The organism is Siminovitchia jepli (assembly GCF_047228825.1).
Classification (GTDB): Bacteria; Bacillota; Bacilli; order Bacillales; family Bacillaceae_C; genus Siminovitchia.
On the sequence record NZ_JBFEGN010000086.1, the window covers coordinates 1 to 14,580 of the forward strand.

The window sequence follows — 14,580 nt, forward strand, 5'->3', positions numbered from 1 at the left end:
AAAGTAGGAGGGGAATCAAACAGTTGGGTCAAGAGATCCTTTGACCCATCTAACTCGGCGAATGCCGAGAGACTATTCTATAAAGGGGAGGGAGGCGGGCCATCATTCATGTCTACGATGAACAGGGTAGAGATGACAAGAAAATGTGCAAAACAATCGTTTGTCTTTATGCTTTTTAAACGATTCATATAATTAATAAAAAATTCAAAATATTCATTCTCATGCCGATTTGCTTTTCAATGGAGTTGAAAGCGTATTCCTGGTTTGGGTAATGGAAAAATGAAACTTTTTTAATGTAAAGCTTGCCGTATATCTAAAATGGGGGAAGAGAAATGGAGAATTTACAAATCAAAGAGTCCGCTCCTGCGGCTAAAAAAACGTTTATGGACCGGGTGAAAGTTGTTGGGCCGGGTGCTATCATAACTGCTTCTTTTATTGGTCCGGGTACGGTGACAACCGCAACGAGAGCGGGAGCGTCATTTGGATATGCACTATTATGGGCAGTACTGTTTTCGATTATTACGACCATTATACTGCAAGAAATGGCAGCCCGGCTGGGAATCATTGGCCAAAAAGGATTGGGTGAAGCGATCAGGGATCAATTTACAAACCCAATATTAAAATTTGGGACGATGTGGTTTGTCATGATATCCATTGGGGTTGGCTGTGCAGCTTATATAAGCGGTGATTTAACCGGTACTTCAATTGGTCTTTCGACTTTGACCGGATGGCCTGTCAAAGTGATTGGTCCTGCAGTAGGTCTAATTATTTTATTCTTTGGTTTAAAGGGAAGTTATAAGCTTATAGAAAAAGTCATGATTTTCTTAGTAGTCGTGATGAGTTTAACTTTTATTGTCACAATGATTGTGGCTATGCCCAATGTAGGCGGAATATTAAAAGGAGCATTTATCCCGGCTATTCCCGATGGATCCGTCTTATTAATTATTGCTTTAATCGGGACTACTGTTGTTCCATACAATTTCTTTATTCATGCGTCCACAGTGCAGGAAAGATGGAATAAACCTGAATATTTGAGAGAATCCCGGTGGGATATATATGTATCCATCGGGGTTGGCGGTTTAATTACGGCAGCCATTTTAATTACATCTGCAACTGTAATAAGGGGCTTGGATGTTCAAAATGTAGCAGATTTATCATTGCAGCTTGAACCGCTATTGGGAACTTGGGCCAAAGCATTTACTGCCATCGGTATTTTTGCAGCCGGTTTATCATCGGCGGCAGCGACGCCGCTTGGAGCTGCATTGACGATTAGCAGTGTGATGAAGTGGGAAAATGGGATGAAGAACCCGAAATATAAATTGGTCTTTGCCAGCACAGTTATTATCGGCATTATTGCTCTTCTCTTTGACTTCGAGCCGATGGATGTTATTTTATTTGCACAAGCTTTAAATGGAATTCTGCTCCCGGGAGTGGCCATTTTGTTATTATTCATTATGAACAATAAGAAATTACTGGGTGAATATGCAAATACATTAAAAACCAATATATTGGGTATCATTGTTGTACTGGTTTGTACCTTTTTAGGACTGTACAGTTTTGTAGGTGCGATTAGAACCTTTCTCGGAATGTAATAGCATATATATTAAAGTTTACGTATTTATTAAAGGATGGGGAGAATGAGTATTTTCAATGACCAAAGTCGAATTGGTTTATTGGTGCCGCATACAGACACTACTTTAGAGTTTGACATGAAAAGATACTTGCCAAATCATTTCTCCGTTCATACGGAAAGAATGTGGCTGAAAGATGTGACAGTGGAATCCGAAAAGATCATGATCGCCCAAGAGGTTCCTCGTGCCATTTCATTTCTTGAGGAAATCAAACCGGAAACAGTGGTATTTGGATGTACATCAGCTGGCGCAATCTATGGAAGACAGGGGGATGAAACATTAAAGGGAACCATATTTGCCAAATTAAAGTGCAGGGTAGTTTCTGCTTTCAGTGCAGTATTAACCTATTTAACGGAAATAAACCCCAACCGTTTGGCTGTTATAACACCATATGTAGACTCAGTAACCATGCGCATGGTAAAAGGACTGGAAGAATCCGGTTTTAACGTAAATTACTCGCGTGGTATGAATTTACTGAAGGATATAGAAATTGGCAAGCTGACTCCCGAAAACATTATCAGATTTATAGAAATGCAATCGGAGTATTTAGAATATACAGATGTTCTGTTTCTTTCATGCACAAATTTGCGAGCCTTGGAGTGTAAAGAAATATTACAGGATAAACTGAAACTGAAAGTAATAACCAGTAATGAAGCCATCATAAGGCAACTCAATCATCAGGTTGGTGGAGGAATGTAAGGTGAATGACAACAAGGGACAACGCTCAGATCGCAGCTGAAAGCGTTGTCCCTTGTTTATCGTTTCGTATGATGTTTGGCCGGGAGTGCCGATCATTTTATAGAATCATTTGACTAGCGAATAATATCAAGATAATTATAAATAGTTTGCTTTGTGACCCCCAGTACCTCACTAATACGATCAACAGCCCCATGGATGAGGAAGGCGCCATTTTCTTCAAGTTTTTTAACAAACAGTACTTTGTCCTCTTTTTTCATATCGGCGATTGGAACCCCAATTTCACGCAGGGTGTTTTCGATCAGATTTTCAAAAACTTCTTCCACCGTTTGGGCATATGATTCTTGAAATGGCTTCCCGATATACTCCATGTCATGAGCAGCCGAGAACTCGCTGATAATGGAATTAACCATCGTGAATGCTGTAATGTCAAAGTTAATTCCCAAAAAGCCAATCACCTTGCCATGAGGATCCCTGATAAAAGAAGTGGATGTTTTAATAAATTTTCCATCTCGCGTTTGGGCCGTTAAGCCCAACATATCTTTTACATCATCACCTTGGCGTCTCAGCTCTCTGACGATGACCTCCGTTGTTGGGGCGCCGAGCTTCCTGCCTGTCACATTTCCTGTAATGTAAATGAGGGACGATTGAAGGTTTTTCAGGTCGTGTATGACAACTTCGCAGTTGCTGCCGAAAGTGGCGGCAATCATGTCTGCAACAGGAATATATCTTTTTAGGATGTCAAGCCTTTCGTTGTCTGAATATTCCACATATAACACCGCCCGTTTTATTAAAATATATTTAAATGAAACTGCTCCACCAAATCCTGTAATATGCGAACCCCCATTACGCTGTTCCCATACCTGTCGATGGCAGGGCCGTAAACGCCTATCCCGCACCCTTGTGACAAGACATTAAGATTCCGTGTTGATGGAGGAATGCTGGCGAGGATGCCGCCGGATACCCCGCTTTTTGCAGGAATACCAACAGATGCCGCAAATTTACCTGAAGAGTTATACATTCCGCAAGTAAACATCAAGACTTTCGATAGGCGTGCAATCTTCACCGGAATGAGTTGTTTTTGTTCGATGGGATCATAGCCATCCATGGACAAAATCAATCCGATCTTTGCCAAATCATGGACGCTGGTTTCAATGGAACATAGCTTAATGTAGGTTAACAGCGTTTCGTCAACTCCGCCGGCCAATAGATCATTTTCCGCCAAAAGGTTGACAAGTGCCCGGTTTCGATAAGCTGTTTCCCATTCGGACATGAACACCTTTTCATTTATGCAGACTTCTTTTCCCAAAAGATTATATAATAAATTTGTTACATTCATCAATTTTTCGTTATCATTTGTACCCGGCAGTAAAGATGCCACAGTTAAAGCCCCGGCATTGATCATTGGATTATATGGCTTTTTTTGATTTGTGAGTTCAAAGCGAAGAATGGAATTGAAAGAATCCCCTGTAGGTTCAACATCCACCCAGTTGAGAACGCTTTCTATGCCGTGATGCATACAGGCTGTGATGAATGAAAGCACTTTTGAAATACTTTGAATTGTAAAAGAAACCGTGTGATCTCCGGCAGTATAATGTGTACCATCGGGGAGCAGTAAAGAAATGGATAAATGGGAGGGATCCGCCTTTTTTAATTCCGGAATATAGGAAGCGCACTCCCCATCATTTTGTTGTTTATATTGATGGATTTTCACATGTAATAAATCGTTCAATTGACTTTCTTGTGCTAATTGATAAGTTTCCATTGTTCACACTACCTATAATTCTATTTTGTTTTTGTTATTCAATAAGTCCATTTGGTAATTGTATCGATTATATTTTACCTGTTCTTTGTATTGGGCCCATAGAAAAAACATATTCATATGAAAATTGTACTTATTTTTTGATAAAAAGTCAAATTTCATTAAATTGTTTTTTCTGCTGTTTGTATCGGAGTTGTGTGTCTTAAAGCTTTTTAATAGTCACTTTAGGATTAATGGATAGAAGAGATATATTCTGTTTTAATTTGAAAAAAAATAAAAATTGGTGTTTGGTTTTTTAAAATTAAAAACAAATGAACAAAGCAGCTAAAAAAATATAAGAGTAAACGGCGATAGTTATTACATAAAGGTTTTACTATAATAGAAATTAGAGTTTAGAAGAATTTGCAGGGGGATATAAAAATTGGAAAAAAAGATGGATCGGGAAAGATTAATGGCCAATTTGTTTAAAGCACGGTTTCCTTTCCTCTATATATCAACATGGGAAGAGGACAGGGTGCTTTCGCTTATACGTTCGATTGCTTCCAATCAGGAATTAATCAAAACGGAAAGGAAAGTCATCACGTGGAAAATAACGACCGGGATCGAGGGGGAAGGAGACGGAAAAGGAGATACGAAATCGGCGCTTAAAGCTTTGGAATATATTGGCAAATATCAGGAACCTGCCATTTTTGTACTCCATGATTTCCATATTTATTTTGGGGATGACGTACGGCCTGCCGATCATCAGGTGGTTCGAAAATTAAGGGATATAAGTTTGAGTCTCAAGCGGAGCCCCAATCCTAAAAACGTCGTATTTCTTTCTCCTGTTTTAAGGTTGCCGCACGACCTGGAAAAGGATGTGACCATCTTCGATTTTGATTTGCCCACTTTTGATGAAATCAAACAAATTCTCGATGATCTCATAGCCGTTAATAAACGGAGCGGCCGGATCGAAATCAACCTGACTGAAGAAGAAAAAGAAAAGCTTGTAAAAGCGGCGCTCGGCCTTACTTTGTCTGAAGCGGAGAATGCATTTGCACGGGCGATGGTGGAAGATGGGAAACTTTCAATCGACGATGTGGAAATCATTTTGGGCGAAAAGGAACAAATCATTAAAAAGACGGGGATTCTTGAATTTGTCAACAGCCGTTTGAATATGGATGACGTCGGGGGGCTGGAAAATTTAAAGCGATGGCTGCGGAAAAGAAACAAATCATGGCTGGAATCCGCCCAAAAGTATGGTTTGCCTGCTCCCAAAGGTGTACTGATAACAGGGGTGCCCGGATGCGGCAAGAGCCTCATCAGCAAAGCAATCAGTGAGATGTGGCAGCTTCCCTTACTGCGGCTTGATATGGGAAAAATTTTTAGCGGACTTGTGGGAAGCAGTGAAGATAACATGCGAAAAGCGCTGCAGACAGCCGAAGCGATTGCCCCTTCGATTTTATGGATCGACGAGATTGAAAAAGGATTCAGCGGAATAAACTCAACCGGTGACGGCGGAACGGCTACACGTATTTTTGGCCATTTTTTGACGTGGATGCAAGAAAAGGAAAAGCCCGTCTTTGTGATCGCCACAGCCAATAATATTTCAGGTTTGCCGACGGAATTGCTTCGTAAAGGCCGATTTGATGAAATTTTTTTCGTTGATTTGCCGACGCATCGGGAACGGGTCGAGATTTTTAGAGTACATTTAAAAAAGAGATTAAAAGATCCTGATGTTTTGGGGAACTTTCAAATAAGCGAAGCCAATCTGAATGATCTTGCCTGGTTGACGGAAGGTTTTGTCGGCGCCGAAATCGAACAAGTAGTCATCAACGGATTATTTGAGGCTTTTTACGAAGAAAGAAGTGTGACATTGGCCGATTTTGAAAAAATATGCAAGCAGTTCATCCCGTTATCGGTTACCCAGGCAGAACAAATCAAAACAATCCGTGATTGGGCCAACGTAAGGGCGGTAGCGGCCACACCAAAAGAAGACCGTGCCGAATATACTGAAAGTGATGAAGCGGTGGACAGCAGTGATATCATCACATCACGCGGCGGCCGTACGATTGATTTTTAATCTGAATGAAAGGCGGTTTACCTTTGAGCATTGAACTTGTTCTTATACCGGTTGGAATTGCGCTGGTACAGGGCGCGAGCTCTTTAATTGAGAAAAAAAGCGGCCATACGTACAGCATTCAAACAGTCATGAAACGCCAGGATTTGCTGCAGAAGGCGATTGAACAATACGGCTGTGACGTTTATGAAATCAATGAACAAAACTGTCAAACAGAGGTAGGAAATATTAAAATTTTTTTCCGGCAAAATGACAAGGGGATCTTTGAAGCGGTATTTGACGAAAGTGTTCAAGCAGAAGATGCACTGGAGTTTGTGGATCATTTGCACGCGGAGTACAAATATTTGATCCAACAAGAGACTTATCAAAAACTGCTGCAGCATGCCGAAGAAAAAGGGTTGGAATTGGAGTCGGAAGTGATTCAGAAAGACCGCTCCATTTTATTAACATTTAATGTAACTTAAAGCGGCCGGCAGGTGAGAAAAATGAACGATAAAAAAATCCGAATAAAGATCACGGAAGACGGAGAGATCCGTGCGGAGACAATTGGCATCAAAGGGAAGGACTGTTTGGAATACATCAAGCTCCTTGAGGAGCTGCTTGATGCCGAAACTGTTGATTCCAATTATACCGAAGAATATTTTCAAATGGAGATACAGTCTGTTCGCCAAAACAAACAGTTTAATAAGGGGGATTAGTCCATGGCCATCACCGGCAGAGGAAAAGGATGGGAGATGAGAAACTCAATCTGGATGCTTTGGGCCATCCTGACATTCGGGTTTTTAAATTATGTTTCATTTTATTATATCTCCTATCGAGTGAAGCAGAGAAAATGGTTTTTTGCTGCTCTTATTTATTCATTTATATTTATCATGACAATGGTTCTCACCGAAGTATTTCCGGAAGAGCATTGGATGACGGATGTCGTTATTGCTGCTTTTTTAATTGGATGGATCTTTTCGATTGTCCATGTATTTAAAATACGGACGGAGTATTTATTAAGGCTGGAAGCGACGATTACAACCGGGCAAAAAGCGAAGGAAATCCAATCATTGAAGGAACAGATTACACGGGAGTATGGCGGCACGGTCGAAGCTGCCTCCAAAACAGCAGCTGTTTCACGGGTGATGAAGCAAAAATCTGAAGAAAAGGTTGACATCGTTGATATCAATACGGCTTCCGAGGAAGAGATAGCAAAGGTTCCCGGAATCGGCGCTTTGTTTGCCAAAAAAGTGCTTGAGGCAAGAAGCAGGGAAAATGGTTTTACGTCTTTGGACCATTTTGTCGAAGTGCTCTCCATTAAACCGCACCTGGCGGAAAAGATGAAACCTTATCTTGCATTTCCCGAAAAAACGCAAACAAGTTCCTTGGAAAAAACAGAGGGGAGAATTGTTGACTTCTAATGGAACTCATCATTCATCGATATTTGCCGCTTACAACGGTTGAAGGTCCGGGGAAAAGATTCTGCCTTTGGGTGCAGGGCTGTTCCATTCGCTGTGAGGGGTGCGGCGTTCCCTGGACATGGTCAAGGAAAAACGGAAGAACCATCGGTGTTGAAGAACTCTTTCATGAAATCAAAAAAAGTAAAGAAGAAAATGGGATAGAAGGCGTTACATTCCTTGGCGGCGAACCTTTCGATCAGGCGGAGGCATTGGGAAAGCTTGCACGCATGGTCAAAAATTTCGGATTAACCGTCATGACGTTTTCAGGTTATCGGTATGAGGATCTGAAAAACAGGGAAGCCTGCCAAGATTTACTGGCTGCCACAGACTTATTGATCGACGGCCCATTTGTAAAAGAAAAACTGGATCTGAGCCGGCCGTGGGTCGGCTCTTCCAACCAACGGTATCACTTTTTAACATCTGCCTACAAGTATTTGGAAAATGAGCTGCCGGGGACCGGTAACAAAATTGAAATCCGGATTTTAGAAGACGGAACCGTGTCTGTCAACGGAATGGCAACACAGCAAACATTAAATGAGTTATTCGATGCAAGTGAATTTAAAAAGATAAAAGCAAAATGAGAGAGGTTACCCAAAAGAGTACGACCTTCACCTGCAGTCTTTGGTTAGGCTATAGCCAAGCCTAAATGATGGCGGTGCCAGTCCCCATGTTCTTTTGAGGCAGCCTCTTTTTTATGGAGCAGCTTTAGGAAAAATCTTTTTTCTCGTACTACATTGATTAGGACAGATGTAAGACTCCCGCCTTAAATCTAAAGCAAATCAAGGGTGTTATTAACGATTGTTTTTTTTCCCGGATGGTCGTAGACATGTTCAGGGTAATCGGTAATAATTCCATCGACATCAAGCGAGAACAATTCGTAAGCCTGCTCCTGCGATCTTGATGTATACGGATAAATCTTCATTCCGGCCGCATGAACGCGGTCTACGAGTTCCGGTGTCACAATACTGAGCGTAGGGTTAAAATAATCCGCATAAGCTGCAAATTCTGCCAGCTGTTCATCTGTAACATCTGCCCATTCGTCTCCCAATAATACACCGTGGGGTAAAAGCGGCAGAAGTTTTTTTGATTTATCAATAGATTCATGGTTAAAGGATTGAATCACAATTTTTTTATTGCCCGGCTTGTGCATATTGCGTTCAATCAAAGCTTCAGCTACTTTTTCTTCTATGCCGGGATATCGTTCCGGCAATTTAAGTTCAATTAAAATCCCGGTTTTTCCACGAAATGCATCCAGAACTTCTTCAAAGGTTGGAATTTTTTCTCCTGCATATTTTTCGCTGAACCAACTGCCCGCATCGAGTTGTTTAAGTTCTTCCAACGTAAGATCTTTTACGGCACCTGTTCCATTCGTGGTACGGTTTACCGTTGCATCATGGATAATGACTAATTTGCCGTCTTTTGTCATTTGGACGTCAATTTCTATGTAATCAGCTTTCATTTCTACACCTTTTTGAAACGCAGGCATCGTATTTTCAGGAGCATGACCTGATGCCCCCCGATGGGCTACATTTATCATCTTCTGCTGTTGCTGTTTGGTGATGGGCCCGTCCTGCGCGGCAAGTGCTGGACCTGTAAACATCCCAAAGGCGATGCTTACCATTAAAAGGGCAGAAAAGAAATCCTTCAATACAACCACTCCTTTATTTATTTTTCAACTCCATTGTATGGAGTGATTATAAAGCCTAAATAAACAAATGATAAATTTATTGTAAGAATATATAGCTCAATGGAGCGAGAAAGCAGATCAATTTAATCAAGCTATGGACAGGAAAACTGGAACGCAGAAAGTGAGCAAAATGAGAGAAAATAAACAGCCACTTTCTTATTATTAATATTGGACGATTTTTTTATCAACGTTTTTATGATTCAGCCGAGAACACTCGTGATTTCAATCATAAGATGAATCGGCTTCGGTCAAGGGATGGTATTCGCCATCTCAATTTTGCCGACATATGTACATCTGCAATAAGTCAAAGAACTTAATGAATAACAAATGAAAAAGGAGTGCAGGCACTTGAAAATTGTCGTTACATCCGATACGCATAATCAAAATTTGCCACAAAAACTAATAAGTGAATGCGAATCAGCTGATTTAATCATCCACGCAGGTGACTGGAGCTCCATGGAAGTATACCGGACACTTTCAAGCTGTGCAAAAGTTGTAGGAGTGCATGGAAACGTTGATGACAATGAAATAAAAGAGTATTTGGCCCCACGTGACATCATTCAGATCGAAGGTTATAAAATTGGAATAGTACACGGGCATGGCAGCAAACAAATGACAGAGAAAAGGGCGCTGGAAGCCTTTGAAGGGGAAGGCATGGATATCATTATTTTCGGCCACTCCCACATCCCGATGATGCGGTATGTTAACAAGGTAATGCTTATGAATCCCGGATCACCGACTGATAAGCGGAGAATGCCATATTATTCATATGGCATTCTCCATATCGATAAAACGCTTAGGGCGGAGATTGTTTTTTTCACAGGGTAAGAAAGTAGCAGGGGCTATAGGTTCGCAGACTAAGAACGCCGTATCGTGCAGCAGCGTCTGCATGATCCACATCCTGTGAACCTAACCCCTCCGTATGCCTTTTAATCAATCATTTGAATACCACAACAGCCTACAGGGCATTCTTATTTTCTTTTCTTAAATAAAAGGAAGGATGTTTAAGGCAGAGTAGGGTAGTTTTCATCACGGGCTTCTATTTGCTTCTCTATTTCTTTCATGATGCTTTCCAGTGGATAGACGATGCCCTTATCATTTTTATACATGACATGTTTGGGAGAAAAATGAACGGGGGAATCCAATCCGGCGGCGGCTGATATTCGGAATAGTCCTTTTCGCAGCGTAATAAGATAATTGGCGGCACGGTGCTTCTTTTCATCGATGACCAAAGCCTTTTGCAGGTGTGGATCGGTTGTAGCAACACCAACGGGACAAATATTAGAATGGCATTTTAACGTTTGAATGCAGCCGACGGATATCATAAAGCCTCTCGCAATTTGAACAAGATCGGCGCCCATGGCGAGCGCTACAGCCACCCGGTCCGGGGTAAAGAGCTTGCCGGATGCGATAATTGTGACACGGTTCCGGACGCCGTATTTGTTCAAGGCGGATACGAGAATGGGGAGGCCTGATTTGATAGGCAAACCAACGCTGTCTGCCAATTCCTGATAGGAGGCGCCTGTTCCGCCTTCTCCGCCGTCAATTGAAATAAAATCGGGCCCCATTCCTGTATCTCTCATATACTTTGCCAGCTCAAGGGCACTGTCATTTCCGCCAACGACCATTTTAATTCCAACAGGCTTTCCGGTAGTCTCCCGAATTTTTTCAATAAAATCGAACATCGTCGGAATGTCGTGAAATTGACGGAAGCGGTTTGGGCTGTCCAAAGATTTGTATGGTTCTACTTTGCGAATGGCTGCTACTTCGGGATTCATTTTTTCCGCATCAATATGGCCGCCGCGAACCTTTGCGCCTTGGCCCAGTTTGATTTCAAATGCCTTTACTTGCGAAATCTCGCCTTTTTTCTTTAACTCCTCCCAATCGACATTTCCGTTCCGGTCGCGAATGCCAAACAATCCGGGCCCGATTTGCATCATGATATCGACACCACCCTCCAGGTGATAGGGGGATAGCCCGCCTTCCCCGGTGTTCATCCACGTCCCCTTTGCCATGGCGAGCCCTTTTGATAATGCAGTAATGGCATGTTTCCCCAGCGCTCCGTAACTCATGGCCGACATGCCGATAAGACCCTTAAGGACAAATGGATGTTTGAGTTCGGATCCAATAACAACAGCGTCATCATCATGCAGAAGGTAAGCCGATGACTCATCTTCCTCTAATGTTTCAACTCTTTGTGTGAAAAGGGGGTCCTTGACGAGCAAGTATTTTTGTGTCAAAGCCATTGTTTCTTTATCCACTTTTAATTCTTCTGCCAGCTTTGGAAACATGTCATTCCGGACGTAATAGCCTTCTTGTTCAAAGTCGCGTTTTGATCCAAACCCTATGACATCCCGTTTATATTTTGCACTCCTTACAATATGTTCATAATCATCTCTTGAATAAGGCTTTCCCTCTGTATCGCTGTTAAACCAATACTGGCGCATTTCCGGTCCGATTTTTTCCAAAAAATAGCGGATCCTGCCCAACACCGGATAATTTCTTAAAATGGAATGCATTTTCTGATTCCTATCAAAAAGAAGTAAATATGTAATAAAAATGATCATTGTTCCAATGACAAAAACCCCAGCCATAAAGCCAATAATGATGAGAAGATGTGAAAGATCCATCTTGACCTCCAATTCAGCCCAAGTTGTAAAGTCAGATCACCTGTAAAAGGTAGTGTTTCCATTCTTCTTGCAATCATAAGTAAAGTTGCCGTACATCATATTTTTGTAATTCAGTTGATTTTCATTGAATGGTGAATTAGAAACCCTGGGCAGCATTTGGTCATCAAAAAATGGCTATCGTTCCCGCGCATCTGCTTAATGGATCGCTTCAGCTGCGAAAATGAGTAATAGAAGCACCTTGCCAATAAGAGGATTTTTATTTGATTTCATCACTTAAAAATTTGTATACATTGGGGTTGATTCATAGTACATTGGAGCTTAAAGGAACTTTTCATTTTGACAAAATCGTTTTGAAAAGGCGGACTGCCAAGGTTTTGGACAAATGAAGAAAGGTGATGAGATACGGTGAAGGAACGCTTAAAAAATAAGTTAATGGGGATCGTGCAGGCTGTTGACCGTTATCCTTTATCGATGCTTTTCCTTGTGGCGATTGCAACAATAAACGCGGTTTCGATCCAAAAAGAAGCGGAACATGATTCAAAGTATCTTTTTACTTTTATAGTGGGAGCCATGTTGAGTGTGGTTAGCCAGCAAGTGTATGAGCGTTTCTGTACGAAAGCAAGTCAACGATTCATGCTCATGGGCGGTTCGCTCCTCCTGGCAGCCGGTTATTATCTTGCGATCCGATCGGCACCCGTTTTCAACATTGAGATCAGCACAAAAACAGCTGTTGCCATGTTTGCGCTGCTAATGGCCTTTATATGGGTTCCGTCAATTAAAAGCAAAGTAACATTTAATGAGAGCTTTATGTCCGCATTTAAAGCGTTCTTTATCACGGCCCTTTTTTCAGCTGTTCTTGCCGGAGGCATTAGCTCAATCATTTTTGCAATTGACCAGCTGCTTTTTTCCATTACCTACAAAGCTCATTCGCATGCAATGAATATCATTTTTTCTTTGTTTTCGCCAATATTCTTCTTATCCTTTACGCCCCGTTATCCAGGGAAAAAGGATGCTGATCAATCCACCGAAGCATTGGAAAAAGTTGAAAAGGCAGTATCTGTCCCAAAAATGCTGGAAATTTTAATTTCTTATGTAATTATTCCACTCACTGCCGTATACACCATTATTTTGCTGGTCTACGTCCTGTTAAATTTTCGCGGGGATTTTTGGGCGAATAACTTGCTTGAGCCCATGCTCGTCTCCTACACGATTATTGTCATTTTAGTGTATATTCTGGCCAGCAGCCTGGACAATCAATTTGCAGCCTTGTTCAGGAAAATTTTTCCAAAGATACTTATTCCGATTGTGCTGTTTCAAACGATTGCGTCAATCTTAAAAATATCGGAAGCAGGAGTCACCCATGGGCGTTACTATGTCATCATGTTTGGCATTTTTGCATTGATGGCAGGGATCTTATTCAGCTTTTTTCCTGTCAAAAAAAACGGATGGATTGCCGCTGTCTTGATCATTTTTTCCGCTATATCGATCATTCCCCCTATAGATGCGTTTACAGTCAGCCGGGTGAACCAGGTGAATTTACTTGTAGAAACTCTTTCTGAAAACAACATGTTTGAAGATGGTAAAATTGTACCCAATTCAGCCATTTCTGCAGAAGATAAAAAAACGATTACGAGAACAGTCAGTTATTTGGATAGTATGAACTATTTGGAAAAGATCGATTGGCTGCCGAATAAAATTTTTTACGATGATCATTTTAAGAATACCTTCGGCTTTGATGAAGTGTACGATGAAACAGGCAGGGACAACGAAGCACAATATGCCCATCTGGACTGGGAGCAGAGTCCTGTCGTAAATATAGAACAATACGACCGGATGATTCATCTTACTGTTTATAATGAAGAGGAAGAGGATTCCGGGAAGGAAATTCCTATTGAAATCAATAACACAAACTATATATTGACCAAACAATTGGAAGAAGAATACTTTAACCTCCATTTGGTAGATGAACAGGATGAAGAGTTGATAAGGGTGAATTCAAAGGAAGTTTTTGATGAAATCCTTGGGGATGAGGAAACCTACGGGGGAGAAGGCAAAACACTGTCTGTAAAGAAGGCAACTGTCACCCGTGAAAACAATAAAGTGAGAATGGATTTTCTCATTACTTCAGTCAACCATTATGATGATCAGTATTTCGCTGATATGTTTGTATTTCTTAAGATCAAATAAGCGCCGTTTGTGAATTGCACCCCAATAGTTCGGCCTGATCAAACTATTGGAGGTGCTTTTTATCATTATTCCGAAATATCAGGAGTTGGCAGGCATCGGCGCCATGAAACTCAAGTCGGAGTTTGCCAAAAAGGTATAAATGGCTTCAAGACATATGCTGCCTCTTAAAGCACTTATTGTAAATGAAGCCAAAAGCAAGGATGTTTCGATAAAAGAAAGATTGTCCGTATGTTATACGTACCTTCTTTTTAATGTCCGTATTGATACTTCATGTTCGCCCAAGATTCCATAGATAGACTTTTGGTCTTCCAGAATCATTTCCACCATTTGTTTGATCTCAAGAACAGCAACCTTAATAGCGGGAATATCAGTAACTTCCTCTTTAGTGGCCAAATGGGCAATATCTTGTTTGGTAGCCATATCGGCAATATCCTCTTTAGTGGCCATACGGGCGATGTCTTGTTTGGTAGCCATATCGGCAATATC

General features: G+C 41.3%; 14 protein-coding genes and 1 pseudogene. 10 read left to right on the plus strand and 5 right to left on the minus strand.

Going from position 1 to position 14,580, the window contains the following annotated elements:
• From AB1L08_RS18775 to AB1L08_RS18785, 3 genes are all read left to right on the plus strand, one after another.
• Positions 1 to 192: hypothetical protein (locus tag AB1L08_RS18775; protein WP_413066168.1), on the plus strand; the 192-nt coding region annotated here is incomplete at its 5' end.
• A 140-nt stretch (positions 193 to 332) separates the two neighbouring features.
• Entirely contained in the window at positions 333 to 1,592 is a 1,260-nt protein-coding gene (locus AB1L08_RS18780) for an Nramp family divalent metal transporter (protein ID WP_413066169.1), read from the plus strand.
• A gap of 45 nt (positions 1,593 to 1,637) precedes the next feature.
• Entirely contained in the window at positions 1,638 to 2,330 is a 693-nt protein-coding gene (locus AB1L08_RS18785; RefSeq protein WP_413066170.1) for a maleate cis-trans isomerase family protein, read from the plus strand.
• Between the two features lie 113 nt (positions 2,331 to 2,443).
• Here AB1L08_RS18785 and AB1L08_RS18790 read toward each other — a convergent pair whose 3' ends face one another.
• Both AB1L08_RS18790 and glsA read right to left on the minus strand, forming a co-directional pair.
• Positions 2,444 to 3,097 (minus strand): helix-turn-helix transcriptional regulator, encoded by a 654-nt coding sequence (locus AB1L08_RS18790; protein WP_413066171.1) that lies wholly within the window; start codon positions 3,095 to 3,097, stop codon positions 2,444 to 2,446.
• Between the two features lie 20 nt (positions 3,098 to 3,117).
• The gene (gene glsA / locus AB1L08_RS18795) at positions 3,118 to 4,092 is read right to left on the minus strand and encodes a glutaminase A (protein WP_413066172.1); all 975 of its coding nucleotides are present in this window, start codon (positions 4,090 to 4,092) and stop codon (positions 3,118 to 3,120) included.
• Between the two features lie 418 nt (positions 4,093 to 4,510).
• Here glsA and AB1L08_RS18800 point away from each other — a divergent pair, with 418 nt between their 5' ends.
• Genes AB1L08_RS18800 through AB1L08_RS18820 form a run of 5 tightly spaced genes read left to right on the plus strand, consistent with a single transcriptional unit; the run spans position 4,511 to position 8,171 of the window.
• On the plus strand, positions 4,511 to 6,151 hold the full coding sequence (locus tag AB1L08_RS18800) for an AAA family ATPase (RefSeq protein ID WP_413066173.1): 1,641 nt from the start codon (positions 4,511 to 4,513) through the stop codon (positions 6,149 to 6,151).
• A gap of 23 nt (positions 6,152 to 6,174) precedes the next feature.
• Entirely contained in the window at positions 6,175 to 6,612 is a 438-nt protein-coding gene (locus tag AB1L08_RS18805; protein ID WP_413066174.1) for a hypothetical protein, read from the plus strand.
• 21 nt (positions 6,613 to 6,633) lie between these two features.
• Positions 6,634 to 6,846 carry a DUF2997 domain-containing protein gene (locus tag AB1L08_RS18810; RefSeq protein WP_413066175.1) on the plus strand — a complete coding sequence of 71 codons (213 nt, stop codon included), beginning with the start codon at positions 6,634 to 6,636 and terminating at the stop codon, positions 6,844 to 6,846.
• Between the two features lie 3 nt (positions 6,847 to 6,849).
• Positions 6,850 to 7,551, plus strand: coding sequence for a helix-hairpin-helix domain-containing protein (locus tag AB1L08_RS18815; RefSeq protein WP_413066176.1), 702 nt, complete (start codon positions 6,850 to 6,852; stop codon positions 7,549 to 7,551).
• Positions 7,551 to 8,171, plus strand: a complete 621-nt coding sequence (locus tag AB1L08_RS18820; protein ID WP_413066177.1) for a 4Fe-4S single cluster domain-containing protein — start codon at positions 7,551 to 7,553, stop codon at positions 8,169 to 8,171. The genes AB1L08_RS18815 and AB1L08_RS18820 overlap by 1 nt, the downstream gene beginning before the upstream one ends.
• 188 nt (positions 8,172 to 8,359) lie before the next feature.
• On the opposite strand, the gene AB1L08_RS18825 is transcribed toward AB1L08_RS18820, so the two are convergent.
• On the minus strand, positions 8,360 to 9,238 hold the full coding sequence (locus AB1L08_RS18825) for a glycerophosphodiester phosphodiesterase (protein WP_413066178.1): 879 nt from the start codon (positions 9,236 to 9,238) through the stop codon (positions 8,360 to 8,362).
• A 387-nt stretch (positions 9,239 to 9,625) separates the two neighbouring features.
• Here AB1L08_RS18825 and AB1L08_RS18830 point away from each other — a divergent pair, with 387 nt between their 5' ends.
• Positions 9,626 to 10,105, plus strand: a complete 480-nt coding sequence (locus AB1L08_RS18830; RefSeq protein WP_413066179.1) for a metallophosphoesterase family protein — start codon at positions 9,626 to 9,628, stop codon at positions 10,103 to 10,105.
• Between the two features lie 176 nt (positions 10,106 to 10,281).
• Here AB1L08_RS18830 and AB1L08_RS18835 read toward each other — a convergent pair whose 3' ends face one another.
• The gene (locus tag AB1L08_RS18835; protein ID WP_413066180.1) at positions 10,282 to 11,907 is read right to left on the minus strand and encodes an FMN-binding glutamate synthase family protein; all 1,626 of its coding nucleotides are present in this window, start codon (positions 11,905 to 11,907) and stop codon (positions 10,282 to 10,284) included.
• Between the two features lie 405 nt (positions 11,908 to 12,312).
• Here AB1L08_RS18835 and AB1L08_RS18840 point away from each other — a divergent pair, with 405 nt between their 5' ends.
• Positions 12,313 to 14,094, plus strand: coding sequence for a DUF4153 domain-containing protein (locus tag AB1L08_RS18840; protein ID WP_413066181.1), 1,782 nt, complete (start codon positions 12,313 to 12,315; stop codon positions 14,092 to 14,094).
• Positions 14,095 to 14,325: 231 nt separating this feature from the next.
• On the opposite strand, the pseudogene AB1L08_RS18845 reads toward AB1L08_RS18840, so the two are convergent.
• Positions 14,326 to 14,580: pseudogene (locus tag AB1L08_RS18845) on the minus strand (hypothetical protein); the annotation flags it as partial.

What these genes read in the sequence shown, in the direction of transcription:
- AB1L08_RS18785 (WP_413066170.1), top strand. Translation starts at nt 1,638, where the DNA reads ATGAGTATTTTCAATGACCAAAGTCGAATTGGTTTATTGGTGCCGCAT.
- AB1L08_RS18780 (WP_413066169.1), top strand. Translation starts at nt 333, where the DNA reads ATGGAGAATTTACAAATCAAAGAGTCCGCTCCTGCGGCTAAAAAAACG.
- AB1L08_RS18815 (WP_413066176.1), top strand. Translation starts at nt 6,850, where the DNA reads ATGGCCATCACCGGCAGAGGAAAAGGATGGGAGATGAGAAACTCAATC.
- AB1L08_RS18810 (WP_413066175.1), top strand. Translation starts at nt 6,634, where the DNA reads ATGAACGATAAAAAAATCCGAATAAAGATCACGGAAGACGGAGAGATC.
- AB1L08_RS18820 (WP_413066177.1), top strand. Translation starts at nt 7,551, where the DNA reads ATGGAACTCATCATTCATCGATATTTGCCGCTTACAACGGTTGAAGGT.
- AB1L08_RS18835 (WP_413066180.1), bottom strand. Translation starts at nt 11,907, where the DNA reads ATGGATCTTTCACATCTTCTCATCATTATTGGCTTTATGGCTGGGGTT.
- glsA (WP_413066172.1), bottom strand. Translation starts at nt 4,092, where the DNA reads ATGGAAACTTATCAATTAGCACAAGAAAGTCAATTGAACGATTTATTA.